Source organism: Sphingobium boeckii (assembly GCF_014199215.1).
Classification (GTDB): Bacteria; Pseudomonadota; Alphaproteobacteria; order Sphingomonadales; family Sphingomonadaceae; genus Sphingobium_A; species Sphingobium_A boeckii.
The window spans coordinates 62,415-88,053 of the sequence record NZ_JACIJC010000001.1; the positions used below are offsets into that span (position 1 = coordinate 62,415).

The following is a 25,639-nucleotide window of genomic DNA, read 5'->3' on the forward strand; positions in this document are numbered from 1 at the left end:
ATCCGCTCCCTTTGCCCCAAGGCCCGAATGCCCCTGAAGCGCCATCGCACAGCAAACTCGCCCCCGTAAAGCACATGTTATTGCCAAAATGCGCCTCCACCCCCCTCTTTGCTTGCAAGATGCGCAGCCAACGTGTTTAGAATGTTACAGTGAGTAGCGCGCGCGAGATGGACCCAAGGCCCAAATGATCCTCACATGCCCCGAATGCCGGACCCGATATCTCGTCCCAGACACTGCCATTGGCGGTACGGGACGCACGGTTCGCTGCGCTTCATGCCGTCATAGCTGGTTCCAGGAACCTGCGTTGCTCGATAGCCCCGCCTCAGCGGAAACGGCGGCGCTGCCGGCACCCGAACCGCAGCCATTCGCCGCATCACCCGCACCTTCGATGCCCGCGCCGCCGCCGTTGCCCGAGATCGATCGGCCGTCGTTGGCCGCATCGACAGCGCCACAAGCCGAAGAACCCGGTTATGATGCCTTTGCGCATGAGCCGCCGTTCAAGCCGCGCCGCAATCCCGCACGGCGCTGGACCTTCGCCGCCGCCGCCGCCGCCGTGGTGATGGTTGGCGGGCTGGGCGCGGTTCAGTTTTTCGGCACCCCTGGCCTGGCAAGCTGGTTGGGGCTGCAATCGGCCGAGGTGGATATTCCGCTGCAACTCGATGTGCCGCGCAAACCCATCCGCACACAGCAGCCTAGCGGCAACGAGCTGTTCGCGGTGTCCGGCCGCATCATCAATCCCACGGACCAGGCCCAGATCGTGCCCGATATTCTCGCCGAGCTGCGCGATTCATCGGGTCGTGTGGTGTATGGCTGGCGGATCACCCCGCCCGTCCGCCGTCTGCCGCCCAAGGGATCGGCCCCGTTCGATAGCGCGGAGATGGATGTCCCGCGCACCGCGGATTCGCTGAACCTGAGCTTTTCGGGCGCGCCCGCGGGCTGATCCGCGGCGGAAACGGCGTTAACGGGGCTGGTCTTGCACGATAGGCCTTTCCAAGCCCCGCCCGCTTTGCTAGAGGCCGCGCCTTACCAGACGCCGGGCCGCTTTTTGGGGCATCGGTGGACAAGATCAGTGCGGTCGTGGCGGAACTGGTAGACGCGCAACGTTGAGGTCGTTGTGGGCGAAAGCCCGTGGAAGTTCGAGTCTTCTCGACCGCACCAATTTTCTTCTGACATGGTGATCGGCAAAGTCGTCTGAGACGACTTTGCTACTCGCCCGCTGCGGTTCGCAATATCATCGGATCGACGGGCACCGCGCCCAGATTGACGCTCGGCTGCCGATCGCCGACCTGCGCGATTTTCGCGAGCAAAGGGCTCAACTTGGCGGCGTCCGCAGCGATTTTGCCGATGCGTAGCGTGTAGCGGCCGTAAGGCACGCCTTCGAACAGAAAATAGCCGTCGAATTCGCTGCGCGTAACCGCTGCGACACGCCCTTCCACGTCGATCAGTTCGATATCAACGCCTTCCAGCAGACCGCCACCCGCCCGGACCAGCGTGCCTTCGACCTCGCCGGCGCTGCGCAAGGGCAGATCGACCGCAATGGCAATGCCCGGCCGCGGCGTGACGACCACACCCGGCCCGGCCGGCTGCACGAGCGGATCGGGCAGAGACGATGCGTCCACCCCGATCAATACGGGCTGGAACGGGGTCAGCCCATCAACGATCACCTGTCCGCCCGCGTCGGTCAACGCATCGACCGGCACACGCCCCGCGGCGATCTGGACGTGCTTCTCCACCGGCTCATCCGCCTGGCGGATTCCGTCTCCGTTACGATCGCGATAGACCTGTGCGATCACCTGGCCCTGGCTGGCGAGCTTGGTCGTACTGATCCGCACGCCTGTTCCACGTGGATCACGGCCAAGGCTGAAGGCGAGATTGAGGCCGGCGGCCACCGACCCGTCGCTGGCGGCCTCCGCCGATGCAGACAGCGCAAAGCGTTTGAACCGCTTGCTATAGCCAAATCCGATCCGCGCGCGATCAAGCTCCCCATCATAGCCCAGCTCCGTGCGCCAGTCCGCGCGCGGCCCTGCGGCCCATTCGGCCACGGCGGTCGCGCTGCGAAACTGCGTTTCCGGGGCCATGCGGAACCGGGTTTCGCCACGCAGGCGCACACGGCCGATGCGGGCGTTGGTCAACAATGCGGCTTCCAACCGGCTCGCCGGGTCAGGCCCGACCCTGCGCCGGTCATCGAAATAATCGACTTGGCCGGTGAGCGAAAATCCACGGAAATTTGAAGAAACGCGCGCCGAACTCTCGAAAGAATTGTTGCCGTCCGCACGCGTCTTATAACGGGCATCGATATGGACGGGCATGAAGGCGCGGCCCAGCTTGATGCTGTGATCGAGTGAGACGACGTGCTGGCTGGTCACCAATGCCTCGATTCGTTCCGAACGGAAGCCGCCGCGCGCGAAGATCGATTCGGCGGAGAGATAACTGTTGCCGATCTGGCCGAGCATCTGCGCCCGCAGCGCGCTGGCCCCATTTGTCTCGAAGGAGGCCGAGATTTCGGTAATCGCAGGGCCGATCGCCCGGCGGACCAGCGCTTCGGCATAGCTGTGTCGATCGCCTTCGATCATCAGGCTGTGGACATAAGCGGCGATCGACGTGCGCGTGTCGATGCCGCGCTCCAGCCCGAAACTGCCGCGCCACCCGCGCGTGCGAAAGTCGCGGTAGCGCGTTAGGCCGATCAGATCGGCGTCGGCTTCGTTGATGCCCGCCCAATAATACGTCCTTTCAGCCGGGATGCTCTCAAGCCCCACCGAAACCATCTTTTCATCGCGGCGCACCTGCCCCTGCGGACCATAAAGCACCACTTCGAACCTGTTTTGTCCGTAAAGCAGCGGCACATCGAGAAAAGCATAGCGTCCATCCGAGCGATCGTTGGCGAAACCGAGCAATTGGCCATTGCGGTAAAGCTCGGCATCCCAGCCGGACGGCAATTCGCCACGAAAACTGGTGCGATCGAAGGTTTCGGGGCGGTCTACCGGCCGGTTAGTCACCGCAAACCCCCGCCCGATCGCGCTTTGCGACACCAGCGCGGTCGCGCTGCTGGTGACGTCGCCGATCGCGAAATGCGTAGCGTCGAGCGGACCGAGCAGACCGCCCTCCGGCGCGGTGCGATAAGCGCGGAGGCGCAGGTTTTCAGGAATGCCATTTCGATCGGACGATAATCGGGCGTCGAACGACGCCTTTCCGATCTCGCCCGCGGCATAAAGCTCATAGCGTGCGTCGATCCGCCCCGAGCTGCGCGTGTCGTTGAGACCACCGATGCTGACCACCGCATCCAGGGAGGGCGTGCGCCACCATTGGAACGGCGCATCCGCCTTGGGCAAGGTTTTCAGATCGAAGCTTCTGGCGGGCCGGATGGACGCGGCGCGGGCGCGACGCTCGGCGGCCAGCTCGACGGGTAGGCGCGTCTTGGAATCGATCAGCAGCAGCGCATTGCCCGTATCGGCCCGCAAACTGACGCCAAGCCATTGCGACAGCGCCGGGATCGAAACACACCAGCCCTCGGGCGCGTCGTGAATCGCATCTTCACTCAGATCGGTGGCCGTCTCTCCGATCTGCAGGCGATTCATCGCGCGATCGACCAGGATCGCGCGGCTTTCCGAAAATGCCCAGCCCGTGGCGCGGCCCAGGCGCTTGTCCAGCCGGATGGGCAAATCGAGCGCGAGAATGACATCGGCGAAATCGACGCAGACGCCCTGCGGCCCCTGATAACCGCGCACGCCTTCGCCCAGCCGATATTGACCCGACCGGACATCGAGCAACAGCGCGTCATCCGCATTGGGCGTCCATCCCGCGCGGGCATGAAGCGTCGGACCGGCCAGCAGCGCCAGCAGCGCTGCCGCGCCGGCGATGATAGACCGGAATGGACGGAAATGGGGCAGCCGCATGATGCGCGCGCCCGCCATTTACGCGCCTCTTACCGCAAGACCCCCTTCACCTCGGCCAGAAGACGGCCGCCGCTGTCGTTTTCCTCGACATATTGGATCGTGACCGGGCCAAGCATATTGGCGGCAACCGTTTCGGAAACGGGCAGGGTCACGGTGCGCTGGCCGATCTCGGCATAGACCGCCACGCCGCGTGCGGCGAACACCGGTTCGGCCTGGCCCGGCTTGAGCACACGGATCGCGCCATAAACCGATCGATCCCCGGCGCGGGTAAGCGTGAACGCCAGCGCCTTGCCCGCACCTACGGCCACCAGCTTCGGATCAGCAAGCGCGGCTGTCGCTTGCAAACTGCCCTGACGGACGATCACTGGAATCGTCACGCCGTAGATCGGGGTGAGGGCGATCGAGAAGCCACCCTTTGCCGGATCGGTTTCGGCGGCGGGCAGAGCATCGGGAATCGCGCGAAACAGCATGTGGACGCGATATTCGCCATCGGCCAGGCCTTCGGGCGCGCGAATGCCGATACGGATCGATTGCGGCTGATTGGGTGCCAGCGTGACGCGGCGGGGTGCATAGGTGACCATCTGCAAGGCCGCAGCTTCCCGCGCATCGGCGCTTTCGGGCGCTATATCCTCAAGCTGGCCATCTTCCTTCATCCGGCGCAGTTCAAGCGAGATGCGGTACGTGGCGGGTTTGGTGCCGATATTGTTCAGGATCACTTCGGTCCCGCGCGCGCCGTCGAGCACGACACGGGTCGGCGCGACGAGCAGATCCCCGGCGGCGGACGCAGGCGGCGGAGCCAGCCCGGCGCACAGCGCCAGGATTGCCGCTGCGATGCGCAGCGGACGGCGCAAAGCCATCGTCATGGAAGTCATCTCCGGTCTTCATCATCCGCCCCACGCGGATGCCCCACAAACGGCACCTTGATCGAACAAGGTTACCATCCAGCTAACCACGGCGTGACGCGCGCCACAAAAAAGGCCCGCCGGGCAAAGCGCGGCGGGCCTTCAGATGGGGAATGCTCCTGGCCGCCCCGCTAGCCGGAACGCGCATTCCCGTTCGTTATGCGATCACTGATAATTGACGGTCACCGCGAAGGTGCCAGAATAATTGCCGTCGGCCTGATTGGCACCCACGTTGAGCGTGCCGCCCACGGTGAAAGCAGAACCCGCGGCCAGCGTCAGCGTGGCGGTGCTGGCGGCGAGCGATGCCGTCATGCTGTTCGCGCCCGACGTGAGCGAAACCGAAGCGGGTGCCGACACGGTGACGATGGCACCATTGGTGCCGGCAACACCAAAATTCGCTGCGGTGGTCGTGCCCTGACAGGTCAGGCCCGCGCCGCACGTGACGGCACCGGCAGACGAAACCGCAACGGTCGAAGCCGAAGCGCCCGTTACGATCGTGCCGAAATTCAGGCTGGCGGTATTGGTGACAGTGATCTGCTGCAGAATGCGCGCCTGCGCCGTGGCGGTCGCGGTCGCGGCGTGCGCCGCTCCCGAACCCAGGCCAACGGCCAGAATCGCTGAAGAGGCCAGAACGGCCTTGAGCATACGGATTTTCATTGTGGTCTGGTCCCTTTCGAAGTGCATCCCCCACGGATGCTGAGCGGAATGTCCCCGCCGCTCATGTCATCGCTTTAGAATGCGCTCCGTTCAGGAAACCCTCGCAATGATGGTTAACGCTGCGTTCGTATCCGGCGTTATTCGTAATCCGCGCGAATGGCGATGCGTCCGCGTAAATCTCCGGAAACCTGGCCGTTCACGGTGAGGCGACCGCCGAATCGGAAGCTCAGCCGGCCATCGGGGCCAAGCCGCGGGGTCGGTTGAAGATCGGTAACGATATCGCGTAATTCGGCGATGGAGCCATCCGGCGCGGAGAGAATCGCGCTTTGGGGCATTTCGACTCGGATCAGCCGCCCCGGATCGCCCGACAGGCGCACCGTGCCGCTATATCCCATGCCTCCAAGATCGACCAGCGCGCCGCTGACCAGCCGGCCGCCGCTATGGGCGTCCAGAGCGACCACGCCTCCGCCCTGCCCGACGATGGCGACCCGGCTGAAATCGATGCCGGATTCGATCTCGATCGTCAGCGGGCGATCGGGTTGCGTCTGGTCCGAAAGTATCGCGGTCTCCGCCGGCCCGCAAAGCTGGCACTGCGCATATGACGCTCCGGGCATGGCCAGCGTCATGGCCAGCAGGAGAGTCAAAGATCGGCGAAGAACCATCGTGTACGAATAATACCGCACGGCTCAATATTTTGCTAATCCATCAGCCAAGCGCCGCCATCAGAGCCGACGCGCAAAGGAAAGTTCGCGTGCCAGGCTCCGTCACCGCCCATTTGAACGCCATCGGGACCGCAACGCCGCGCCACGATATCCACCGTGCCTTCGTCGATTGGGCCGCGCCAAGGCTGGAGCCGCGAACCGGCAAGATCTTCAGGCGAATGGTGGAGCGTGCCGAGATCGATCACCGCTGGTCCGTCTTGCCCGAAGCGCCCGGCGGCGGCTCGCCCGTGTCGCCAGGCGGTTTTTATGCCGACGCCATTCTGCCGCCCACATCAGCGCGGATGGCGCTTTACGCGCACGCCGCGCCCGCACTTGCGCTGGAAGCGATCGCAAATCTGGGAGAGGCTTTCGATCTGTCCCGGATCACGCATCTGGTCGTCGCGAGTTGCACCGGCTTTGTCGCGCCCGGCATCGATCAGATCATCGCACGAAGGCTGGGCCTGTCCGGCAGCGTGGAGCGGCTGCTGATCGGTTTCATGGGATGCTATGCCGCGGTGAATGCGTTGCGCAGCGCGCGGCACATCGTCCGCTCGGAACCGGATTCGCGCGTGCTGGTGGTGACGGTGGAGCTTTCCACGCTGCATCTGCAAGATGAACGGCAGATCGAGCCGCTGCTGGCGATGCTCCAATTCGGTGACGGCGCGGCGGCGGCGATCGTCAGCGCCGATGCGAAGGGACTGGCGATCGGCGAAGGTTTCGCGGCCACTTTGCCCGATTCGGATGCGCTCATCCGCTGGGATGTGGGCGACACCGGTTTCGCCATGCACCTTTCCGGCGAAGTGCCGGGGCGGATCGGTCTGGCGCTTGCCGATCCCGCAATTCGCGACGCACTCACCCGCGGTGCCGATATCCGCTATTGGGCCGTTCATGCCGGGGGTCGATCGATCCTCGATGCGGTCGAACACGGGCTGGGTCTGTCGGCTGACGCCCTGGCCGAATCGCGGTCGGTATTGCGGGAGAGCGGCAATATGTCGTCCGCCACATTGATGTTCGTGCTGGCCAGGTTAATCGGCAAGGGCGTGGAAGGGCCGGGGGTTGCGCTGGCCTTCGGGCCGGGGCTGGCCGCCGAAGGTTTCCGTTTCGGTCCCGCAGCATGAAGCGCCTGGCCATCCGTGCGCTGGAGGAAGAGCGGATGGATGCGGCGGACCTCGATCCCCAAATCTATGCCGTGGTGATGGCCGATCTGGCCAAGGTGAACCGCATCACCATGGCGGCGCGGCCGACACTGGCGTTTCTCAGGCGCGCGCTGAAGGGGCGGACGCATTTTCGCCTGCTCGATGTGGGTTTTGGCGACGGGGACATGCTGAGGACGATCGCGCGCTGGGCCGGTGCGCGCGGGCTGACGGCGCAATTGACGGGGATCGATCTCAATCCCAGCAGCGCGCCTGCGGCCCGCGCCCACACGCCGCCCGATCTGATGATCGAATGGCGTACCGGCGATTATGCCGATTTGGCAGGAGACGGTTTCGATTTCGTGATTTCCAGCCTGGTGGCGCATCACATGACGCGAGCACAATTGGTGGCCTTCCTGCATTTCATGGACGCAGAGGCTGCGACGGGCTGGTTCGTGAACGATCTTCATCGCCACGGTTTGGCCTGGCACGGCTTTCCGCTGCTCGCGCGCATCATGCGCTGGCACGAGATGGTGCGTCATGACGGCACGCTCTCGATCGCGCGCGCCTATCGTCCGCACGAGTGGCTGCCGATCCTGGCGGAGGCCGGCATTCCGGATGCCAAACCCTTCCGCGCTTTCCCTTTCAGATTATGCGTCGAACGGCTGCGCTGATCGCGGGCGGCGGGCCGGCGGGATCAGCCGCTGCGATCCGCTTGGCCCATAATGGTGCAAGGCCGCTGCTGATCGAGCGGACGCGCGAGACGGGGGATGCGTTGTGCGGCGGATTTCTAAGCTGGCGCACGCTGCAAAGCCTGGAGCTGCTGGGGCTATCAGCGGATGCGCTGGGCGGCCATGCGGTCAGCCGCGTGCGTGTCTTTGCCGAAGGCCGTGCCACCGAGGCGCATTTACCAGCGCCGGCCATCGGGCTTTCACGGCGCAGGCTTGATTCCCTGATGCTCGCCGCCGCCGCACGCGCCGGTGCAGGGATAGAGCGCGGCACCTCCATCAGCAGTGCCGCGGCGGGATCGGTGGCCTTGGCGGATGGCGCAGACATCGCGTGCGACAGTCTGTTTCTCGCCACCGGCAAGCATGATTGCCGGGGATTGCCCCGCCCGCGTCCTGCAACGGACGATCCCGCATTGGGCCTGCGGCTGCGCCTGCCCGCATCCCCCCAGCTCGCCAAACGCGTGGGCGACGCCATCGAACTGCATCTGTTCCGCGGCGGCTATGCCGGGCTGGTGCTGCAGGAGGATGGCAGCGGCAATCTGTGCCTGGCGGTGCGCAAATCGCTTTTGACCGAAAGCGGTGGCGATGCCTGGCATTTGCTGAAGACCCTGGCGTCCGCTTCGCCCGCCTTCGCCGGGCGCATGGCGTGTGCCGACTCTTCCGCCACCATCAATGCGATCGGATCGGTGCCCTATGGCTGGCGCGCGACCGCCGGCGTGGCGGGTCTGTTCCGTCTGGGCGATCAGGCCGCGGTGATCCCCTCGCTGGCGGGGGAAGGGATGGGCATTGCCATCGCCAGCGGGATGCGTTCCGCCGATGCCTGGCTGAAGCAGGGGCCGGCGGCCGCGATCGCGTTTCAAAGGGATCTCGCACGGCGCACCGCGGCACCCGTGCGGCTGGCGTCATGGCTTCGTAATGCCGCAGAAACGCGCTGGAGCCGCCGCATGGCCCCCGCGCTGATCGGGCATATGCCCCGGTTGCTGGCATGGGTGGCGCATCACACGCGGATCGAATCCTGACATCCTGTCTCCAGTCCGCATCGCGATCGATCGTGCAGCGCATAAGGATGGTTGATGCTTTTTTGATGCAGCCGCTTGGCACCGCCACGGATTGCACGTAAATCCCAAAAAACATGGCCACCCGTCGTTCCAAACCCGAGATATCCCGTTTCAGGGTCGTGGCCACAAGGATCGCGAAAATCTCCTTCTTCGCTGGCCTTGCCGGTCTGATCGCGCTCGTCGTCGCGGTCCTGATCCAGATGCAGAGCCTGCCCAGCTTTTCGGAGCTGAAGCGCGATCCCAACGGCCAGATGATCCGCGTCCACGCCGCCGACGGCACGGTGATCGTTTCGCTCGGCCCCAGTTTCGGTCAGTGGCTGGCGTATGAGGATATCCCCCCGATCATGGTGGACGCCATGATCGCGGTGGAGGACCGGCGCTATCGCTATCACCCCGGTGTCGATCCTGTGGGCGTTCTGCGCGGCATCCGGGTGAGCTTCCAGAAAAGCGGCAGCGTGCGCGGCGTTTCCACCATCACACAGCAGCTTGCCCGCAATGTGTTCCTCACCAACAGCCGGAGCTGGACCCGCAAGTTCAAGGAAGGGATTCTCGCGCTCGCGATGGAGCGCAAATTCTCCAAGGACGAGATCCTGGAGTTGTATCTCAACAAGGTGTATTTCGGCGGCGGTGCCTATGGCATCGATGCGGCTTCGCGCCGCTTCTTCGGCCATGAAGCGCGCCAATTGAGCACAGCCGAGGCCGCGATCATCGCGGGCCTGGTCAAGGCACCTTCCAGTTATTCGCCCACGGCTGACGCCGAAGCCGCCATCCAGCGTGCGCAGGTGGTGCTCACCTTGATGCGCAAGCAGGGCGTGATCACCGCGGCGGAAGCCGAGCAGGCCGATCTGGCCAATGTGAAACTCGCGCCCGAACCCAATCAGAATAGCGTGCGTTATTTCACGGACTGGGCACTGCCGCAGCTCGAAACGCTGGTGGAGGAAACCGAACGCCCGCTGGACGTGTGGACGACGCTGGATCTGAACATGCAGCGCGCCGCTGATTTCGCGATCAAGGGCAATACGCCCGCAGGTACGCAGGGCGCTTTGGTGTCGCTGGATCGCGACGGCGCGGTGCGCGCCATGGTGGGCGGCACCGATTATGTATCCTCCATCTATAACCGCTCGACCCAGGCCGTGCGCCAGCCGGGATCCGCATGGAAGCTGTTCGTCTATCTCGCCGCGCTCGAATCAGGCTATAAGCCGACCGATATGGTCGTGGACGAACCCGTGACCATCAACGGCTGGAGCCCGCGCAACAGTTCGGGCCGCAATGCGGGCGAAATGTCTGTACGGACGGCGTTTACTTATTCGGTCAACACCGTGGCGGCCAAGCTCGGCTCGGACGTCGGCTTTGCCACCGTCGCTGATATGGCGCGCCGCTTCGGCATCACCACGCCGATCAATACGCTGCCATCCATGGTGCTCGGCACATCCGACGTGCGCCTGATCGACATGACGCGCGCCTATGCTGCGGTGTCGAACAAGGGCGTGGCGGTGATCCCTTATGGGATCACCAAGGTGACCACGGACAATAATGAACTGCTCTATGAGCATAAGGTGGATCAATCGCGGGTGCTGGTGGCCCCCTGGGTCGCCGCGCAAATGACCGATCTGCTTCAGACCGCGGTTGCCGCGGGCACGGGCAAGGCCGCGCAGATCGGGCGGCCCGTGGCCGGCAAGACCGGCACGACCAGCTCCAACAAGGATGGCTGGTTCATGGGCTTTTCCAGCGGCCTCACCACCGGCGTCTGGATGGGGCGCGACGATGCAAAGCGCGTCGGCGGGCTGCAGGGCGGCACCGCGCCCGCCCGTGCCTTTGCGCAATATATGAAGATCGCCGTCGCCAAGCGCCCGATCGAGAATTTCGAGACCGACGTCACGCTGCCCGAATGGCAGCTCGAACCCGATGAAGAAGCCTATTATGGCGGGCCGGATGACACGCAGTTCGTCGATGAAGATGGCAATCCCGTCGAACGACCCGGCACCGGCATCGGCCCGGATGATCCCTCATCGCTGCCGCAGGACGACGAGGTGGAAGCACCGCAGAAGCTGGATCAGCAATGGCTGGACGAAGTGCTGGGTCGCAATCCGCCCAAGCCACGCGAAACGCAACCGACACAGCCGCGTGTAACCCCGCCCCAAGCGCAGCGGGCTCAGGAGCCCCGGCCCACCCAGTGAAGCGCGCTGCCTTCGCGTCGCAGCCAGGCGCGGGCGATAGCGGGATCGCTGCCCAGCAATTTTCTGGCCAGCGCATGAAAGGCCGGGCTGTGATCCATATGAACCCGATGCGCCACTTCGTGCGCCACGGTTGATCGCCGCACAAATGCGGGTGCCATGATCAGCCGCCAGCTATAGCGGATATCGCCATCCGCACTGCAACTGCCCCAGCGTGCGCGCGGATCCGCGATCGACACGCGCGCCACGCTGACTCCGGCCGACACGGCAATTTCCCGGGTCTCGCGCTCCAGCGTCTCGCGCGCCTGCCGTTTGAGCCAGGTCTGTACGCGCGACGAAATCGATTCGGATGGCCCGCCGAACACCAGCCGGCCGGGTTCGTGACGCACCGTGCGGGTGAGCGCGGGTTGCCAGTCGATCAACAGTGGTTCGCCTTCGAAAGGCACGCTGCCGCCCGGCAGGATAGGACGCTCCTCGGGCAGCTTGGCAAGCGCTGCGTCGATCCAGCCGCGATGCGCCTCGGCCCAATCCAGCGCCGGCCGCAGGCTGGCGCGTTGGGGCAAAGAGAGAATTACCGCGCCATCGCGCGGATCGACGCTCAGCCGCATCCGCCGCGCCTGTGGATTGCGGCGAATCTGGAGCGGGCGTTCCTGTCCGCCTGCGCCGAAGATCAGATCAGAGCGGTCGGTCGACAATGTGATTTTCCAGATCGCCGGCTTCATCTTCGGAAACGGTCCATCCCCGCACGGACATGCCCGCCTCGTGAATGGTCTCCCGGTCTCCGCTCACCAGATGGTGCCATTGGGGCAAAGGATATCCTTCGTCGATCAGGCGGTAGGAACAGCTATCGGGCAACCAGTCGATATCGCGCAACTTCGCGGGCGTGAGGCGGACGCATTCGGGCACATAGGCCTTGCGGTTCTTGTAATCGCTGCACTGTGCGCTGTGGCGATTGAGCAGGCGGCAGGCGACATTGGTGGCGTGAAGCTCACCTGTCTCCTCATCCTCCAGCTTGTGGATGCAGCATTTTCCGCATCCGTCGCACAGGCTTTCCCATTCGGCACGGCTCATTTCAGTGAGCGTCTTGGCCTCCCAGAACGGTTTGTTCAGCGCACCCATTTGGCCAGCTCGTCCGCAATGAGTTGCGGCTTCCCGTCCTGGGTCAGCAACGCCACCGGCTCGCCCGTCGGCCCCATCAGATAGGCCTGTCGCGTATGATTGACGAGATAGGCCTTGGGGTCCGCCGAATCCTGCTTCTGGAAAAGGACGATATAGGCCGAAGCCACCTGCCTGATCGCGTCGAGACTCCCCGTGAGTCCCATCAGGCGGGGATGGAAATTGGCCGTGAATTCCTTCAGAACCTGCGGCGTATCGCGCTCGGGATCGACCGTGATGAACAGCGGCTGCACCTTGGCGGCGGCTTCCGGATTCATCTTTTCGAACAGCTTGAACCCGGCCATCAGATTCTGGACGTCGACCGGGCACACGTCCGGGCAGAAGGTATATCCGAAATAGAGGATGCGATATTTGCCGGCAAAATCGGTATCGCGCACGGTCTTGCCATCCTGGCTGATCAGTGTGAACGGTCCGCCAATACGCGCACCGGCCAAAGGCGGCTCGCCCGGATCGGATGCGGCATTGCCGGCGGGGTTGCACGCGGCCAAAGCCAGCGCGCCGAACAGCGCCAACAGGCGCAGGATACGGAAATCGTTCATGGTGCGGCCAGCCATGCTTTGCTATGCGCTGGAACGCAAGCCAACAGGGATATCACGCTTACATGGTTTCACGTCTTTCGCTCCGCCATTTTGTCATGCTCTGCGGGCTCTCGCTCGCTTTGGTGGTGCCGATCGCAGCCCCAGCGCAGATCGGATCTGATAGCTATCAGTTTATCGAAGCGATCAAGAAAGTGGCCAAGGGCGATGATGGCGAACCCGCCAAAAAGGCTCAGGATTTCGTCAATGAACCGGGTTCGACGCTGATCAACACGCGGGAGCGCAGCACCAATCGCACCGCGCTGCATTATATGGCGGAATCGAACCGGCTGGATTGGGCTGGCTATCTTCTGGGACGCGGCGCAAAAACGGATTTCAAGGACAAGGACGGCAATACGCCCTTGATGCTCGCCACGTTGCGGCGCGGCTATGAAACCGCCGAACTGCTGCTGAAAGTGGGCGCGCGGGTGGACGAATCCAATAACAATGGCGAAACACCGCTGATCGCTGCAGTGCACGCCAGCGATGTGCGGCTCATGCGCATGTTGCTGGACAAGGGCGCCAATGCCGATCGCCCGGATACCTCTTCGGGCTATAGCGCGCGCGAACAGGCCGCCCGCAACACGCGCGCGCCACAATTGCTCCGCGCGATCGAAGAGAATGACAAGAAACCCAAAAAGGCGAAGATGGGGCCGTGAGCCCGGCGATCAAAGGCCTTCGGGCATCGTCAGTTCTGAATCCATCAAATTCATGACCCGCCCCGCGGCGCGCCGGGCGAAGCGGAGCGTTTCCGATTTGCGGCGGGCAGGCGAGAGTGGCACGAACGGCGCGGCGCGCAGGATCGCACCATCATAGCGATCCGCCACGATCACCCCGGTGCGTTCGGGCAGGAAAAATGCGCCGTCGAGCGGTGACGCATCAAATCCCGGCGGGAGCGCCCAGAAGAAGCGATCGCAATAATCCAGATAATCCGGCCATTTCATATCCCCGAGAAGATCGCCGCGCGCGACCTTGACCTCGACGATCGTCACGCGCCCCGTGGCGTCCAGCGCCATGATATCGGCACGACGGCCATTGCCGAGTGGCACTTCACAGAGAGCCGCCATGCCATGCGCCAGAAACAGGCGCGATACGCCACGGCACACGTCAGCGGCGCAGGCAAAACTCGCGATTCGGGGGGCGTTGGCGGTCATCACCGCTCATCATAGAACAATGAGGGAACAAAAGGAAAGGGGCGCAGCACCTGCGCGCTCCGCCCCTCCCGAATTCCCTGCAAGTGCCCTCAACGATAGAAGACGTGATTGCCCACCGTGGCGACGCGCTTCAGTCTCCAGCCCGGCGAAACGCGCGTGGCATGGAAGAATAGCGCCTTGGGGGCGGCGCTCTGCCAATCATCGTCCATCGCAACCCTCGCGACGGCGACAGCCTCGCGCCAATCGATGCTGGTACGGTTGATCGCCGGCATCCGGCCGCCACGCACGAAGCTGAACTGGCTCGGTTGATAGACCACGCCGCAGATCGATGAAGGAAACCGGCCGGATTCGGCACGGTTGATGACGACATCGGCCACGGCATGTTGGCCTTCCAGCGATTCGTTGCGCGATTCGAAATAGACGGCACCCGCGAGGCATTCTTCCTCGGCGCTCAGCGGCGCTTCGATATCCTCGGCGGCGACCAGCGCGCGGAGGGAAGACAAAACGGGCTCGGCCTCAACCGCATTCGACACCGGCTCGACAGCAATGGCTGGAACCTGGGCAGGGGCGGGGGCGCTATCGACCTTGAGTGTCTCTGCGCTCATGGGGGCCACTGATGTAGCGCCCGAAGCGAAAGATGGTGCGGCCTCTATAGCAGCGGCAAAAACGCAAAATGACACAGCCGCGAGGCTCGCGGCGCGTAACTTGGGACTCATTGATAATTCTGGCATTGCGGTGGACCGGCCGAACACAGGATGCCCAATACTCTGGCATCCCTGGCTTGTCCCCCGACTGCGTTACCGGCCGTGCTTCATGAGATGCAACCGGTCTGACGCGTTGGTGATGCAAGCCCTTTGTTATGCGAGCGCAATGGAGTCAAGCTTAACAAATCGTTTCAGCGGCGAACCGTTCTGCCTCTGCGATATCCAGTTCGATCACCCAGAGATCGGGATCCCGCCCCCGGCGGCGATCAATATAGTCCTGAATTTCAGATTGGTTATCAATATCTTGGGGACCACATTGGATCAGTTCCCAGCCGCCATTCATGGCAGGAGCGCGCTCTACCAGCTTGTGAATCCGTCCCTTTTCGGAACAGGCGATGACGATGGCACCTGCTGTTCGATCACCCTTGGCCAGCACCATGGCATGGCCACCGCCGCTTTCGGTTCGCCGGATCAGCGCGCCCACCAGCATGTCGCTGGACAGCCGCGGCTGCATCAAACCGCGCCTTTTTGCGCGTTCATCACCTCGGCATAGCCAGGCAGGGACGCCAGCGGGATGCGGGATCGCATGAACGTGCCGGTGCCGCGCGCGGCTTCTTCGCCATCGGCGTCGATCAGCCGCGCATCGGCGACATAGACCCGGCGCTTCCCGCTGATCCAGCGCCCCTCGGCGATGATCGGCCCGCGCTTGATCGGCCGCGTGAACAGCAGATTGAATGCGGTCGTCAGCAGGAAATGATCGGAAACCAGGCTGTTGGCGGCGTAAAAGGCGGCATCGTCGAGCATCTTGAAATAACTTGTGCCATGGACCGCGCCAGCGGCGTGATGCACGCTTTCATCCACATCGAAGCGGATGCGCGCAAAGCCGGCTTCGGTAATCGAAAGCTCGGACGGGAAAAGTCGATTGATCGGCGCGGTACGATAGAGCGATTCCAAGGCCCGGAAATGCGCCTCTTCCCCCGAGACTGGTCCCGCAGCCGCCGCTTCAGGCGGCATCGCGGTTTTCGACCGAGACGAGCAACGCATAAAGCGCGTCATCCGAACCCGCGCCGCGCAATTTGGCCAGATAGGGACGATCGCGAAGTGCGCGGCTCACCTTCGCCAGCGCCTTCAGATGCTCCGCACCCGCATCGGGCGGCGACAGGAGCATGAAGACGATATCGACGGGCATATCGTCGATCGCCTGGAAATCGATGGGCTGATCAAGGCGCGCGAAAACACCCACGACCTTGTTCAACCCCTCGATCTTGCCATGCGGGATGGCGACGCCGCCGCCAAATCCCGTCGAGCCCAGGCGCTCGCGCTCCTGGAGACGTTCGATCACCAGCTTTGAATCGATTCCGCCATGTTTTTCCGCAAGTTGCGCGATCTGCTGAAAAAGCGCTTTCTTGCTTGTCACAGGCAGCCCGGCAACCACCGTACCGGGCTGTAGAATCTCACTGAAATCCGTCATGTCATACCCGATTCAGCGGAAACCTTGCTTCCGCCAAAACCCCAAAAAAAGTTCGTAATTGGCTTATACTCAGCCACTTAGCCGGTCGCGCGCTGCGGTTCCACCCAGCCAATCGTGCCGTCGCCGCGGCGGTAAACCATATTATGCGCCCCAGTGCCACTGTTTTTGAAAAGCAGCGCGTTGGTGTTGCGCAAATCGAGCATCATCACGGCGTCCGAAACGCTCGCTTCGGGCACATCGACACGAGTTTCGGCGATGATAGGGGGGTTGTCCGCGGGTTCTTCTTCTTCGTCGACGGAAACGAACACGGTATAGCCCGCATCGCCGTTGAAGCTTTGCAGTTCGGCATTGGCAGCGGCCTGCTGGGCGGTGTGATGATCCTTCAGCCGGCGCTTGTAGCGGCGCAACTGCGTTTCGATCCGTTCGGCGGCAGCATCGAATGCGGGATGCGCATCCTGGCCCTGACCCGTGCCCTTCAGGACCACGCCCTGCATCACATGGGCGACGATATCGCAGCGAAAACCGTGATCATGCGGGCCTTTGCCCATGGTGACCTGCGCGGAAAGCGTGCGGGAGAAATATTTGTCCGCGATGCCATTCAGACGTTCCTCGACATGCGCCTTGAGAGCCTCGCCGGTATCGACCTGATGACCTGAAACACGGATATCCATAATGTTTTCTCCATTCTGACTGCGGCGCGCGCGAGACTGCGCGCGACCATGACGATCAGCCGATGGCGCTGCCCTGTCCCCAGAGCGGATCCTTCAGACGGCTGATGAACGCGGCGTGGCGGGCAAGTTCCTCCGGGCTTGCAGCATGAGGACGGGGCGCACGGGCCGGACGACCCATGGCAAGAACGCGCGAAGATTCCAATTGGCTCCCCGCGGATGGGAGAGGGGTTTCGGCCGCCAGCGACAGGCCGATCTGACGGCCGCCGGTCAACTCGACATAAAGTTGCGCCAGCAATTGCGCATCAAGCAATGCGCCGTGGAGAATGCGGTGGCTGCGGTCGATTCCGTAGCGTGTGCAGAGCGCATCAAGGCTGTGCTTGGCACCGGGATGCTTGGCGCGCGCCATTGCCAGCGTATCGATCATCCGATCGGGCAGGATGATCGCGCGGCCGCACTGGCCCAGCTCGTGATTGAGGAAGGAGAAATCGAACTGCGCGTTATGCGCGATCAGCGGCGTGTCACCGATGAAGTCGAGCAAGGCCTCCACGGTATCGGAGAACAGGGGCTTGTCGGACAGGAATGTGTCGCTCAGTCCATGGATCGCCTGCGCTTCGCTCGGCATCGCCCGTTCGGGATTGAAATAAGCGTGGAACACCTGCCCCGTTTCCACCCGGTTGAAAAGCTCGACGCATCCGATCTCGACAAGCCTGTCGCCGCGCTGGGCGCTTAGGCCGGTGGTCTCGGTATCGAACACAATTTCCCGCATTCCTGCTATTATCGGCGCGATTTGCCCTTGAGGCAAGTGACCAGATCAACGACTTGAGCCCGCGTTTCGCGCAGCCCGACCCCGGTATCGATCACCACGTCCGCGCGGCGACGTTTCTGCGCATCGGGCATCTGGAGATCGAGGATCTGGCGGAATTTCCGGGGGGTCATGCCGGGCCGCGCCAGCACGCGGCGGCGCTGTTTCCAGGCGGGTGCCGAAACCACCACGACCAGATCGACCTTGCCCGCTCCACCCCGTTCAAAAAGCAGGGGAATATCCAGCACCACCATCTGCCGCGATCGATGCCGCCGCAGAAATCTGCGGCGCGCCTCGCCCACAGCGGGGTGGACGATGCGCTCCAGCGCCTGGAGCGCCGCGGCGTTGCCAAACACCTGTTTTCCGATCGCGATCCGATCGAGTCCCGCGGGTCCGGTCGATCCCGGAAACAGCAATTCGAGCGCGGGCAGCAGCCGTCCGCCCGGCCCCTGAAGCCTGCGCACCGCCGCATCGGCATCGAACACCGGCACACCGAGCGACTCGAACATCGCGGCCACCGCCGATTTGCCCATGCCGATGGATCCGGTGAGTCCGATGACGATCATGCGATCAGCAAAGCCCTCAATGCCTCATCATGCTCACGCGGTGGCGCAGCGCCGAAAAACAGTTCGAACGCGACCGCCGCCTGGCCGACCAGCATTTCCAGCCCGTCGATCGTCGCCAGATCGCGCGCTTCCGCCGCCGCCAGCAGACCGGTCTGCAGCGGCGCATAAACGATGTCGTAGACGATGCAATCTTCCGGCTGGGCGGACAGATCAGGCACGAATGGCGGCATCGCCTTCATGCCGAGCGCGCTTGCGTTCACGATCAGCGCCGAAGGCGGGAGCATCGCATCCAGTGGCAACGCTTTCCCCTTCAACCCGAAGGCGGCGAGCAGCGACGCGCCTTTCAGCACGTTGCGGTTGAGGATGGTCACCGGCCCGACGCCGCAACGCGCCAAGGCGAACAGCACCGCGCGCGCACCGCCACCCGCGCCGATCACGGTCACCGGCTTACCCGCCAGATCGATCTCGGCCAGCGGTGCATAAAAGCCAGCCGCATCGGTGTTGGTGCCGATCAGCGCACCTTCCGGCGTGCGCAGAATGGTGTTCATCGCGCCGATGCTGGCGCGCACGCCGCCCCGATCCTCGGCAAAATCCATCACCGCCAATTTGTGCGGCACGGTGACGTTGCAGCCGCGCCACAGCGGATCCGCCTTGCGGCTCTCGAAATAGGCCGCCAGTTCCTCATTTTTAACATGGGCCGTGCGGAACGCCGCATCGATGCCGAGTTTTTTCAGCCAGAACCCGTGAATGAGCGGCGATTTGGAGTGCGCGATCGGATCGCCGATCACCTCGGCATAGGGCGTGTCGTTCATGTCTCGATAATCCCCCGAATCCTCAGATAATCCAGCAATGGCAGCAAAGGCAGACCGAGAATCGTGAACTGGCTGCCTTCGATCTTCGCAAAGAGTTGCACACCCGGCCCCTCGATCCGGTAACAACCCACGCACCCGGCGACATGCTCATATTCCGCGTCGAGATAGGCTTCGATGTAAGCGTCCGAGAGCGTCCGCACCGTCATCTTGACCCGATCCACATGCCGCCAGACGGCGCGACCATGCTCCGCGATCACTCCTGCGCTGTAGAGACTGTGCGTCCGCCCCGATAGCAGCCGAAGCTGCGCCGCGGCCTCAGCGCGATCCCCCGGCTTGTCGAGCATGGTGCCATCGTCGAGCACCAGGGTCTGGTCAGCGCCCAAAACGAGCGCACCGGGCAAACGCCCGGAAACGCGCACCGCCTTCAACTCCGCCAGCGCATCGGCCAGATCACGCGCGCTCAATCCATCGGCCCGCAGACTGGCCTTGGCCGCTTCTTCGTCCACGCCTGCCGCCATGGCGTCATGTGGCACACCGGCGGCGTCGAGCATGGCGCGCCGGGCGGCGCTTTGCGATGCCAGCACCAGGGTCATGCCGCGCCCTGCGCGCTATGGCGTTCGTTGAACAGGTTGATGATGGCCGCTGCGGTTTCCTCGATGGACCGTCGCGTCACATCGATCACCGGCCAGCCGTTATCGGCATAGATCCGTCGCGCGAACGCCACCTCGCGCGCAACAGCCTCTTGATCGACATAGTCGGTTTCGGGTGCCTGATTGAGCGAAAGCAGCCGGTTCCGCCGGATCTGCACCAGTCGGTCCGGACTGGTCGTCAGCCCCACGACAAGCGGGTTTTTGAGATTGTAGAGCGTGTCCGGCGGCGGCGATTCCAGCACGATCGGTATATTCGCGGTCTTGTAACCGCGATTGGCCAGATAGATGGATGTCGGGGTTTTGGAGCAACGCGATACGCCGGCAAGAACGATATCGGCCGCCTCCCAGTTTTCCCAGCCCACGCCATCGTCATGCGCGATGGTAAACTGAATCGCATCCACGCGCGCGAAATACGCCGCATCGAGGATATGCTGTCGGCCTGGCCGGGCCTTGGCTTCCTGGCCCAGCAGGTTTGACAGTGCATCGGTCACCGGATCAAGCGCGGCTACCATGGGCAGGCCCAGCGCCAGGCAGCGCGTTTCCAGCTTGCGTCGGGTTTCGGCATTGACCAGCGTGAAGAGCACCAGCCCGGGATTTTGCGCGATATCGATGAGGATTCGATCCAGATGGCCTTCGGAGCGCACCATCGGCCAGAAATGTTTGATGGTCTCCACCCCATCGAACTGGGCGAGCGCGGCCTTGGCGATATTCTCCAGCGTTTCGCCGGTGGAGTCCGAGAGCAAATGGAGGTGAAGCCGGGTCATTGCGCTTCTTTGTGGATAAAACCGGGATATTTCCAGCAAAAGACGCATCCGCGTCCCGATCGACGATTCCATCCCCGCTCGGATGGATTTCATCCACAGCTTGTCCCCGGTCGATCGTCAAAGTCCAATGCCTGTGGATAACGGGGATCAAGAACACGAATCCGAGCCTTTATGGAGCTTTTGCGCGGTCAAGCTGTTGGCAAAAATGCGGACAGCGAATAAGCCCCGTCATCCACGCGACCAACTACCACTCCAATCCAATTAAAGAATCTTTCTATTATAGAAGAGGGGACACGCTCTGTCCGAAATGCCGAAATTGCTCCGTGTGCTCAAAGGCGCGCAGGAAGAGGTTCCGCCCATCTGGCTCATGCGTCAGGCGGGCCGTTATCTGCCCGAATATCGCGCATTGCGTGCGGACAAGGGCGGGTTCCTGGCGCTGGTGAACGACAGCACCGCAGCGGCGGAAATCACGCTTCAGCCGATCAAGCGGTTTGGCTTTGACGGCGCGATCCTCTTTTCCGACATTCTGGTGATCCCGCACGCTTTGGGCCAGGATCTGCGTTTCGAAGCGGGTGAGGGGCCACGGCTTTCGCCGCCGCTGGTGGATCACGCGCTGGAGGCTTTGCAGGTTGTTCCTGAGCGGCTGGCACCGGTCTATGAGACGGTGCGGCAGGTTCGCGCAGCCTTGCCCCCCCAAACCACCTTTCTCGGCTTTGCAGGCAGCCCCTGGACCGTGGCGACCTATATGGTGGCGGGGCAGGGGAGCAAGGAGCAGGGCGAAACGCGGCGTTATGCCTATCGTGATCCCGCGGCTTTTCAGGCGATCATCGATGCGATTGCGACGGCCACGGTGGATTATCTCTCCGGCCAGATCGAGGCGGGGGTCGACGCGGTTCAGTTGTTCGACAGCTGGTCGGGCAGCCTTTCGCCCGCGCAATTCGAACAATGGGTGATCGCGCCGACGGTGAAGATCGTCCAGGCGCTCCGTGCACGGCATCCTGAAACCGTCATCATCGGCTTTCCAAAGGGTGCGGGTGGAAAGCTCCCCGCTTATGCCCGCGAAACCGGTGTGGATGCGATCGGCGTGGACGAGACGGTCGATCCCGCATGGGCACATGCCAATCTGCCGGCGGATATGCCCGTCCAGGGCAATCTCGATCCCCTGGCATTGATCACAGGTGGTGAGACATTGAAATCTGCAGCGCACCGCATCCTTGCGGCGTTCAAGGGACGTCCCCATATCTTCAATCTGGGCCACGGCATCCTGCCAGACACGCCGATCGCGCATGTCGAGCAATTGCTGTCCATCGTGCGGGATCGATAAGCAATGATCGGATTTCTGGGTGCTGCCTGGCTCTGGGTGAAGGCCGCTCACATCATCTTCGTCATCTTCTGGATGGCCGGGCTGTTCATGCTGCCGCGCTTCTTCGTCTATCATCAGGAATCTGTTGCCGGATCGTCCGAGGATGCTCGCTGGATCGAGCGTGAAACGCGGCTGATCAGGATCATCCTCAATCCTTCGATGATCATCGTCTGGCTGCTGGGATTGGCGCTGGCTTTGAATATCGGCGCTTTTTCGCAAGGCTGGTTTCATGCAAAGCTGCTCTTTGTCCTGGCGCTAAGCGGTTATCACGGCTGGATGTCGGGCTATGCGAAAAAGCTGGCACGGGGCGAACAGCCTTTGGCAGACAGGAAATTGCGGATGCTCAACGAAGTGCCGGGCGCCGCTGCCGCTGTCATCGTGATCCTAGCGGTCGTCCGCCCTTTCTGAACCATGTGGATTGACTTGGAAACCGCCGCCGCGTAATTCGTGCGACGACCATCCTCTGCCGTTCGCGCAAGAGAGACACCCATATTTTCGTACCGCTGTTTCAAGCGGACCCATCCAGACATCACCGAACACCAATCGGAATCTCATTATGCACCTTAAAGAACTCAAGAAAAAAGCGCCCGCCGAACTGGTCGAAATGGCCGAAGAGCTGGGCGTCGAAGGCGCGTCGACCCTGCGCAAGCAGGATCTGCTCTTCGCTATCCTCAAAGTGGAAGCCGAAAACGGCACCCAGATCATGGGCGAAGGCACGATCGAAGTGCTCCAGGATGGCTTCGGCTTCCTGCGCAGCCCCCAGGCCAATTATCTCGCCGGGCCGGACGATATCTATATTTCCCCCAATCAGGTCCGCAAATTCGGTTTGCGCACCGGGGACACCGTGGAAGGCGAAATCCGCGGCCCCAAGGATGGCGAACGCTATTTCGCGCTGACCAAGCTGGTGTCCGTCAATTTCGACGATCCCGATGCCGTGCGCCATCGTGTCAATTTCGACAATCTGACGCCGCTCTATCCCGAGCAGAAGCTCAACCTTGATACGCTCGATCCCACGGTGAAGGACAAGTCCGCCCGCGTGATCGATATCATCTCGCCGCAGGGCAAGGGCCAGCGCGCCTTGATCGTCGCACCGCCGCGTGTTGGTAAAACGGTTCTGCTCCAGAACATCGCCAAGGCCATTACGGACAATCATCCCGAAGTGTTCCTGATCGTACTTTTGATCGACGAACGTCCCGAAGAAGTGACCGATATGCAGCGCAGCGTGAAGGGTGAGGTGATTTCCTCCACCTTTGACGAACCGGCGCAGCGCCACGTCCAGGTCGCCGAAATGGTGATCGAAAAGGCCAAGCGTCTCGTCGAGCATAAGAAGGATGTCGTCATCCTGCTCGATTCGATCACCCGTCTCGGGCGTGCCTACAACACCGTGGTGCCTTCATCCGGCAAGGTGCTGACGGGCGGCGTGGACGCCAACGCGCTCCAGCGTCCGAAGCGTTTCTTCGGTGCTGCGCGCAATATCGAAGAAGGGGGTTCGCTCTCCATCATCGCGACGGCGCTGATCGATACCGGCAGCCGCATGGACGAAGTGATTTTCGAGGAATTCAAGGGCACGGGTAACTCCGAAATCGTGCTCGATCGCAAGGTGGCTGACAAGCGCATCTTCCCGGCGCTCGATGTGGGCAAGTCCGGCACGCGCAAGGAAGAGCTTCTGGTCGACAAGTCCAAGCTGTCCAAAATGTGGGTATTGCGCCGCATCCTCATGCAGATGGGCACCATCGATGCGATGGAGTTCCTGCTCGACAAGATGAAGGATTCGAAGACCAACGAAGACTTTTTCGATTCGATGAACCAGTAAACCGGAGCCGCGTTCAAACCTCATGATTGATCTGCTCGCCTTCGCGTCCGCCGCGATTTCCACGCCCGGCCTTGGCTCCCCCGCGGAGATCTGGGGTCATATCGTCAATGATTTCTCGAACATCTCCTCGCCCAGCCAGCTTGCTGCGTTCGGGCAGGTGCTGATGATCGATATCATGCTGGCGGGTGACAACGCCATCGTGGTCGGGGCGCTGGCGGCGGGCCTGCCCGCGGCGCAGCGCAAGAAGGTGATCCTGATCGGCATCATTGCCGCGCTCGTGTTGCGCATCGGCTTTGCCCTGGTGGTGAGCCAGCTCATGCAGATCGTCGGATTGATCCTGGCGGGCGGCCTGTTGCTATTGTGGGTTTCCTGGAAAATGTACCGCGAATTGCACCCGGCCGGCAGCAGCGCGGGTTCGGAAGAGATTGAAGGCGACGAACATAGCGGCGTAAAGCCTGCCAAGAGCTTTGCCGCTGCCGCATGGGCCGTGGCCGTGGCTGACGTATCGATGAGCCTGGACAATGTTTTGGCGGTCGCGGGTGCGGCGCGGGACCATCCCGGCATCCTGATCATCGGCCTGATCCTGTCCGTGGCCTTGATGGGCATCGCGGCCAACGTCATCGCCAAATATATCGAGCGCTTCCGCTGGATCGCCTATATCGGGCTTCTGGTGATCATCTATGTCGCCGGCAAGATGATCTATGAAGGCGTGATCGATCCCAATGTGGGCTTGATGACCCTGTTTTAGGCCAAGCATGGTCCGGCGGAGCGGGGGGCGAATTGCGCAATCTGGAAGACCGGACCTTTCTTGTCCTGATCGCGATCGTATCGCTGGCACTGGCCTGGGTGATTGCGCCGTTTTTCGGGGCAATCCTTTGGGGTCTGGTCGCCGCGATCCTGTTCGCGCCGCTCAATCGACGGCTGACGATCGCTTTCTCCGGCCGGCGCAATAGCGCAGCGGCGGTCACGTTGCTTGTGATCATCGCCATGATCATCCTGCCCGCCATTCTGCTGGGCATTTTCCTGCTTCAGGAGGCGGCGTCGATCTATGTCCGCATCCAGAGCGGACAGATCGATTTCGCGCATTATTTCCAGCAGATGCAGAGCATCTTGCCGGGATGGGCCACCGCATTGCTCCGCCGGCTGGGCCTGACCAATGTGGGCGAGGTCCGTGAAACGATCGCCGCGGGCATTACCGACAGGTTTCAGGCTCTGGCCGCCCAGGCCTTTATAATCGGTCAAAGCGCCTTCGTGTTTTTCGTCGCCTTGGGCGTCATGCTCTATCTGCTCTTCTTCCTGTTGCGTGATGGCGATGAGATCGAGGCGAAGGTGCGTCGCGCCATTCCCCTGCGGGCTGAACAAAGCGAAGCCTTGGCGGAAAAGTTCGTCGCGGTGATCCGTGCCACGATCAAGGGCAGTGTGATCGTGGCGATCATTCAGGGAACGATCGGGGGGCTGGTATTCTGGTCCATCGGCGTCGAGGGCGCGCTGATCTGGGGCGTGCTGATGGGGTTCTTCTCATTGCTGCCCGCGATCGGCACGGGCCTGGTCTGGGTGCCCGTCGCCATTTACATGTTTGTGACCGGGGCGGTGTGGGAAGGGGCCGTCCTGGTGGTCTGCGGGCTGTTCGTGATTGGCATGGTGGACAATATCCTGCGTCCGATCCTGGTCGGCCGCGAAGCCCGTATGCCCGATTATATCGTATTGGTCTCCACCCTGGGCGGTATCGAGGTGTTCGGCTTTCACGGCTTCATCATCGGCCCGGTGATTGCCGCGCTGTTCATGGCCGCCTGGGATATCCTGACCAATTTGCGCACGGCCGCTCCGCAACAGGGTTAGTCTGTCGTCTTTCCCGATGGTCAGGGGTGGGTT

The 25,639-nt window shown here is 62.7% G+C and carries 29 protein-coding genes and 1 tRNA gene; 12 read left to right on the top strand and 18 right to left on the bottom strand.

What is annotated here, in order from left to right; genetic code table 11:
• The first annotated feature begins 184 nt into the window (after positions 1–184).
• Together FHS49_RS00290 and FHS49_RS00295 are read left to right on the top strand one after the other, a co-directional pair.
• The gene (locus tag FHS49_RS00290; protein WP_184014302.1) at positions 185–940 is read left to right on the top strand and encodes a zinc-ribbon domain-containing protein; all 756 of its coding nucleotides are present in this window, start codon (positions 185–187) and stop codon (positions 938–940) included.
• Between the two features lie 131 nt (positions 941–1,071).
• Positions 1,072–1,158: transfer RNA gene (locus FHS49_RS00295), tRNA-Leu, on the top strand.
• 47 nt (positions 1,159–1,205) lie between these two features.
• Here FHS49_RS00295 and FHS49_RS00300 read toward each other — a convergent pair.
• The 4 genes from FHS49_RS00300 to FHS49_RS00315 form a co-directional block, all read right to left on the bottom strand.
• Positions 1,206–3,911, bottom strand: a complete 2,706-nt coding sequence (locus FHS49_RS00300) for an MSCRAMM family protein (RefSeq protein WP_184014304.1) — start codon at positions 3,909–3,911, stop codon at positions 1,206–1,208.
• An 11-nt stretch (positions 3,912–3,922) separates the two neighbouring features.
• Complete coding sequence (locus tag FHS49_RS00305; RefSeq protein WP_184014306.1) at positions 3,923–4,756, bottom strand: fimbrial biogenesis chaperone; 834 nt, start codon at positions 4,754–4,756, stop codon at positions 3,923–3,925.
• Between the two features lie 204 nt (positions 4,757–4,960).
• A complete protein-coding gene (locus tag FHS49_RS00310) occupies positions 4,961–5,452 on the bottom strand; it encodes a DUF4402 domain-containing protein (protein WP_184014308.1) in 492 nt (163 codons plus the stop codon).
• A gap of 137 nt (positions 5,453–5,589) precedes the next feature.
• Positions 5,590–6,066 carry a DUF4402 domain-containing protein gene (locus FHS49_RS00315; protein WP_184014310.1) on the bottom strand — a complete coding sequence of 159 codons (477 nt, stop codon included), beginning with the start codon at positions 6,064–6,066 and terminating at the stop codon, positions 5,590–5,592.
• 137 nt (positions 6,067–6,203) lie between these two features.
• On the opposite strand from FHS49_RS00315, the gene FHS49_RS00320 reads away from it, so the two are divergent.
• The 4 genes from FHS49_RS00320 (at position 6,204) to FHS49_RS00335 (ending at position 11,249) form a co-directional block, all read left to right on the top strand.
• Positions 6,204–7,271 carry a type III polyketide synthase gene (locus FHS49_RS00320; protein ID WP_343052861.1) on the top strand — a complete coding sequence of 356 codons (1,068 nt, stop codon included), beginning with the start codon at positions 6,204–6,206 and terminating at the stop codon, positions 7,269–7,271.
• Positions 7,268–7,960, top strand: a complete 693-nt coding sequence (locus tag FHS49_RS00325) for a methyltransferase domain-containing protein (RefSeq protein ID WP_184014314.1) — start codon at positions 7,268–7,270, stop codon at positions 7,958–7,960. The genes FHS49_RS00320 and FHS49_RS00325 overlap by 4 nt, the downstream gene beginning before the upstream one ends.
• Positions 7,939–9,033: an NAD(P)/FAD-dependent oxidoreductase gene (locus FHS49_RS00330; protein WP_184014316.1), complete on the top strand. Its 1,095-nt coding sequence runs from the start codon at positions 7,939–7,941 to the stop codon at positions 9,031–9,033. The genes FHS49_RS00325 and FHS49_RS00330 overlap by 22 nt, the downstream gene beginning before the upstream one ends.
• Before the next feature lie 113 nt (positions 9,034–9,146).
• On the top strand, positions 9,147–11,249 hold the full coding sequence (locus FHS49_RS00335; RefSeq protein ID WP_184014318.1) for a transglycosylase domain-containing protein: 2,103 nt from the start codon (positions 9,147–9,149) through the stop codon (positions 11,247–11,249).
• Here FHS49_RS00335 and FHS49_RS00340 read toward each other — a convergent pair.
• From FHS49_RS00340 to FHS49_RS00350, 3 genes are read right to left on the bottom strand one after another with little or no spacing between them, the layout of a single operon-like run.
• The gene (locus FHS49_RS00340) at positions 11,225–11,941 is read right to left on the bottom strand and encodes a M48 family metallopeptidase (protein WP_246350160.1); all 717 of its coding nucleotides are present in this window, start codon (positions 11,939–11,941) and stop codon (positions 11,225–11,227) included. The two genes, FHS49_RS00335 and FHS49_RS00340, sit on opposite strands and share 25 nt — an antisense overlap.
• The gene (locus FHS49_RS00345) at positions 11,922–12,365 is read right to left on the bottom strand and encodes a YcgN family cysteine cluster protein (protein WP_184014322.1); all 444 of its coding nucleotides are present in this window, start codon (positions 12,363–12,365) and stop codon (positions 11,922–11,924) included. The genes FHS49_RS00340 and FHS49_RS00345 overlap by 20 nt, the downstream gene beginning before the upstream one ends.
• Entirely contained in the window at positions 12,353–12,976 is a 624-nt protein-coding gene (locus tag FHS49_RS00350; protein WP_184014324.1) for an SCO family protein, read from the bottom strand. The genes FHS49_RS00345 and FHS49_RS00350 overlap by 13 nt, the downstream gene beginning before the upstream one ends.
• Positions 12,977–13,023: 47 nt before the next feature.
• Here FHS49_RS00350 and FHS49_RS00355 point away from each other — a divergent pair, with 47 nt between their 5' ends.
• On the top strand, positions 13,024–13,656 hold the full coding sequence (locus FHS49_RS00355; protein WP_184014326.1) for an ankyrin repeat domain-containing protein: 633 nt from the start codon (positions 13,024–13,026) through the stop codon (positions 13,654–13,656).
• A 9-nt stretch (positions 13,657–13,665) separates the two neighbouring features.
• Here FHS49_RS00355 and FHS49_RS00360 read toward each other — a convergent pair whose 3' ends face one another.
• The 11 genes from FHS49_RS00360 to FHS49_RS00410 all read right to left on the bottom strand — a co-directional run bounded on the left by FHS49_RS00360 (position 13,666) and on the right by FHS49_RS00410 (position 20,591).
• On the bottom strand, positions 13,666–14,151 hold the full coding sequence (locus tag FHS49_RS00360) for an MmcB family DNA repair protein (protein ID WP_184014328.1): 486 nt from the start codon (positions 14,149–14,151) through the stop codon (positions 13,666–13,668).
• Between the two features lie 89 nt (positions 14,152–14,240).
• On the bottom strand, positions 14,241–14,867 hold the full coding sequence (locus FHS49_RS00365) for a cell wall hydrolase (RefSeq protein ID WP_184014330.1): 627 nt from the start codon (positions 14,865–14,867) through the stop codon (positions 14,241–14,243).
• 166 nt (positions 14,868–15,033) lie between these two features.
• The gene (locus FHS49_RS00370) at positions 15,034–15,369 is read right to left on the bottom strand and encodes a DUF1491 family protein (RefSeq protein WP_246350163.1); all 336 of its coding nucleotides are present in this window, start codon (positions 15,367–15,369) and stop codon (positions 15,034–15,036) included.
• Complete coding sequence (locus FHS49_RS00375) at positions 15,369–15,869, bottom strand: PaaI family thioesterase (RefSeq protein ID WP_246350165.1); 501 nt, start codon at positions 15,867–15,869, stop codon at positions 15,369–15,371. Before FHS49_RS00375 ends, FHS49_RS00370 begins: the two co-directional genes overlap by 1 nt.
• The gene (gene ptsN / locus FHS49_RS00380; protein WP_184014334.1) at positions 15,859–16,326 is read right to left on the bottom strand and encodes a PTS IIA-like nitrogen regulatory protein PtsN; all 468 of its coding nucleotides are present in this window, start codon (positions 16,324–16,326) and stop codon (positions 15,859–15,861) included. Before ptsN ends, FHS49_RS00375 begins: the two co-directional genes overlap by 11 nt.
• Before the next feature lie 77 nt (positions 16,327–16,403).
• Entirely contained in the window at positions 16,404–16,997 is a 594-nt protein-coding gene (gene hpf / locus FHS49_RS00385; RefSeq protein WP_184014336.1) for a ribosome hibernation-promoting factor, HPF/YfiA family, read from the bottom strand.
• A 55-nt stretch (positions 16,998–17,052) separates the two neighbouring features.
• Entirely contained in the window at positions 17,053–17,763 is a 711-nt protein-coding gene (gene dnaQ / locus FHS49_RS00390; RefSeq protein WP_184014338.1) for a DNA polymerase III subunit epsilon, read from the bottom strand.
• A gap of 8 nt (positions 17,764–17,771) precedes the next feature.
• Positions 17,772–18,365 (bottom strand): dephospho-CoA kinase, encoded by a 594-nt coding sequence (coaE, locus tag FHS49_RS00395; RefSeq protein WP_184014340.1) that lies wholly within the window; start codon positions 18,363–18,365, stop codon positions 17,772–17,774.
• Positions 18,362–19,177 carry a shikimate dehydrogenase family protein gene (locus FHS49_RS00400; protein ID WP_184014342.1) on the bottom strand — a complete coding sequence of 272 codons (816 nt, stop codon included), beginning with the start codon at positions 19,175–19,177 and terminating at the stop codon, positions 18,362–18,364. The genes coaE and FHS49_RS00400 overlap by 4 nt, the downstream gene beginning before the upstream one ends.
• On the bottom strand, positions 19,174–19,770 hold the full coding sequence (locus tag FHS49_RS00405; protein WP_184014344.1) for a Maf family protein: 597 nt from the start codon (positions 19,768–19,770) through the stop codon (positions 19,174–19,176). The genes FHS49_RS00400 and FHS49_RS00405 overlap by 4 nt, the downstream gene beginning before the upstream one ends.
• A complete protein-coding gene (locus FHS49_RS00410) occupies positions 19,767–20,591 on the bottom strand; it encodes a pyruvate, water dikinase regulatory protein (RefSeq protein WP_184014346.1) in 825 nt (274 codons plus the stop codon). The genes FHS49_RS00405 and FHS49_RS00410 overlap by 4 nt, the downstream gene beginning before the upstream one ends.
• Positions 20,592–20,898: 307 nt before the next feature.
• Here FHS49_RS00410 and hemE point away from each other — a divergent pair, with 307 nt between their 5' ends.
• The 5 genes from hemE (at position 20,899) to FHS49_RS00435 (ending at position 25,606) form a co-directional block, all read left to right on the top strand.
• Positions 20,899–21,915: a uroporphyrinogen decarboxylase gene (gene hemE, locus FHS49_RS00415; protein ID WP_184014348.1), complete on the top strand. Its 1,017-nt coding sequence runs from the start codon at positions 20,899–20,901 to the stop codon at positions 21,913–21,915.
• Between the two features lie 6 nt (positions 21,916–21,921).
• The gene (locus FHS49_RS00420) at positions 21,922–22,362 is read left to right on the top strand and encodes a CopD family protein (RefSeq protein ID WP_184015858.1); all 441 of its coding nucleotides are present in this window, start codon (positions 21,922–21,924) and stop codon (positions 22,360–22,362) included.
• A 148-nt stretch (positions 22,363–22,510) separates the two neighbouring features.
• The gene (gene rho / locus FHS49_RS00425; protein ID WP_184014350.1) at positions 22,511–23,767 is read left to right on the top strand and encodes a transcription termination factor Rho; all 1,257 of its coding nucleotides are present in this window, start codon (positions 22,511–22,513) and stop codon (positions 23,765–23,767) included.
• A 22-nt stretch (positions 23,768–23,789) separates the two neighbouring features.
• A complete protein-coding gene (locus FHS49_RS00430) occupies positions 23,790–24,515 on the top strand; it encodes a YjbE family putative metal transport protein (protein ID WP_184014352.1) in 726 nt (241 codons plus the stop codon).
• Between the two features lie 32 nt (positions 24,516–24,547).
• A complete protein-coding gene (locus FHS49_RS00435) occupies positions 24,548–25,606 on the top strand; it encodes an AI-2E family transporter (RefSeq protein ID WP_184014354.1) in 1,059 nt (352 codons plus the stop codon).
• Positions 25,607–25,639 lie beyond the last annotated feature (33 nt).

Bases quoted from the DNA above. Each gene is read 5' to 3' on its own strand.
- FHS49_RS00290 (WP_184014302.1), top strand. From the start codon at position 185: ATGATCCTCACATGCCCCGAATGCCGGACCCGATATCTCGTCCCAGAC.
- FHS49_RS00300 (WP_184014304.1), bottom strand. From the start codon at position 3,911: ATGGCGGGCGCGCGCATCATGCGGCTGCCCCATTTCCGTCCATTCCGG.
- FHS49_RS00305 (WP_184014306.1), bottom strand. From the start codon at position 4,756: ATGACGATGGCTTTGCGCCGTCCGCTGCGCATCGCAGCGGCAATCCTG.
- FHS49_RS00310 (WP_184014308.1), bottom strand. From the start codon at position 5,452: ATGAAAATCCGTATGCTCAAGGCCGTTCTGGCCTCTTCAGCGATTCTG.
- FHS49_RS00315 (WP_184014310.1), bottom strand. From the start codon at position 6,066: ATGCCCGGAGCGTCATATGCGCAGTGCCAGCTTTGCGGGCCGGCGGAG.
- FHS49_RS00325 (WP_184014314.1), top strand. From the start codon at position 7,268: ATGAAGCGCCTGGCCATCCGTGCGCTGGAGGAAGAGCGGATGGATGCG.
- FHS49_RS00330 (WP_184014316.1), top strand. From the start codon at position 7,939: ATGCGTCGAACGGCTGCGCTGATCGCGGGCGGCGGGCCGGCGGGATCA.
- FHS49_RS00335 (WP_184014318.1), top strand. From the start codon at position 9,147: ATGGCCACCCGTCGTTCCAAACCCGAGATATCCCGTTTCAGGGTCGTG.
- FHS49_RS00345 (WP_184014322.1), bottom strand. From the start codon at position 12,365: ATGGGTGCGCTGAACAAACCGTTCTGGGAGGCCAAGACGCTCACTGAA.
- FHS49_RS00350 (WP_184014324.1), bottom strand. From the start codon at position 12,976: ATGGCTGGCCGCACCATGAACGATTTCCGTATCCTGCGCCTGTTGGCG.
- FHS49_RS00355 (WP_184014326.1), top strand. From the start codon at position 13,024: ATGGTTTCACGTCTTTCGCTCCGCCATTTTGTCATGCTCTGCGGGCTC.
- FHS49_RS00360 (WP_184014328.1), bottom strand. From the start codon at position 14,151: ATGACCGCCAACGCCCCCCGAATCGCGAGTTTTGCCTGCGCCGCTGAC.
- FHS49_RS00365 (WP_184014330.1), bottom strand. From the start codon at position 14,867: ATGAGTCCCAAGTTACGCGCCGCGAGCCTCGCGGCTGTGTCATTTTGC.
- FHS49_RS00370 (WP_246350163.1), bottom strand. From the start codon at position 15,369: ATGCAGCCGCGGCTGTCCAGCGACATGCTGGTGGGCGCGCTGATCCGG.
- FHS49_RS00375 (WP_246350165.1), bottom strand. From the start codon at position 15,869: ATGCCGCCTGAAGCGGCGGCTGCGGGACCAGTCTCGGGGGAAGAGGCG.
- ptsN (WP_184014334.1), bottom strand. From the start codon at position 16,326: ATGACGGATTTCAGTGAGATTCTACAGCCCGGTACGGTGGTTGCCGGG.
- hpf (WP_184014336.1), bottom strand. From the start codon at position 16,997: ATGGATATCCGTGTTTCAGGTCATCAGGTCGATACCGGCGAGGCTCTC.
- dnaQ (WP_184014338.1), bottom strand. From the start codon at position 17,763: ATGCGGGAAATTGTGTTCGATACCGAGACCACCGGCCTAAGCGCCCAG.
- coaE (WP_184014340.1), bottom strand. From the start codon at position 18,365: ATGATCGTCATCGGACTCACCGGATCCATCGGCATGGGCAAATCGGCG.
- FHS49_RS00400 (WP_184014342.1), bottom strand. From the start codon at position 19,177: ATGAACGACACGCCCTATGCCGAGGTGATCGGCGATCCGATCGCGCAC.
- FHS49_RS00405 (WP_184014344.1), bottom strand. From the start codon at position 19,770: ATGACCCTGGTGCTGGCATCGCAAAGCGCCGCCCGGCGCGCCATGCTC.
- FHS49_RS00410 (WP_184014346.1), bottom strand. From the start codon at position 20,591: ATGACCCGGCTTCACCTCCATTTGCTCTCGGACTCCACCGGCGAAACG.
- hemE (WP_184014348.1), top strand. From the start codon at position 20,899: ATGCCGAAATTGCTCCGTGTGCTCAAAGGCGCGCAGGAAGAGGTTCCG.
- rho (WP_184014350.1), top strand. From the start codon at position 22,511: ATGCACCTTAAAGAACTCAAGAAAAAAGCGCCCGCCGAACTGGTCGAA.
- FHS49_RS00430 (WP_184014352.1), top strand. From the start codon at position 23,790: ATGATTGATCTGCTCGCCTTCGCGTCCGCCGCGATTTCCACGCCCGGC.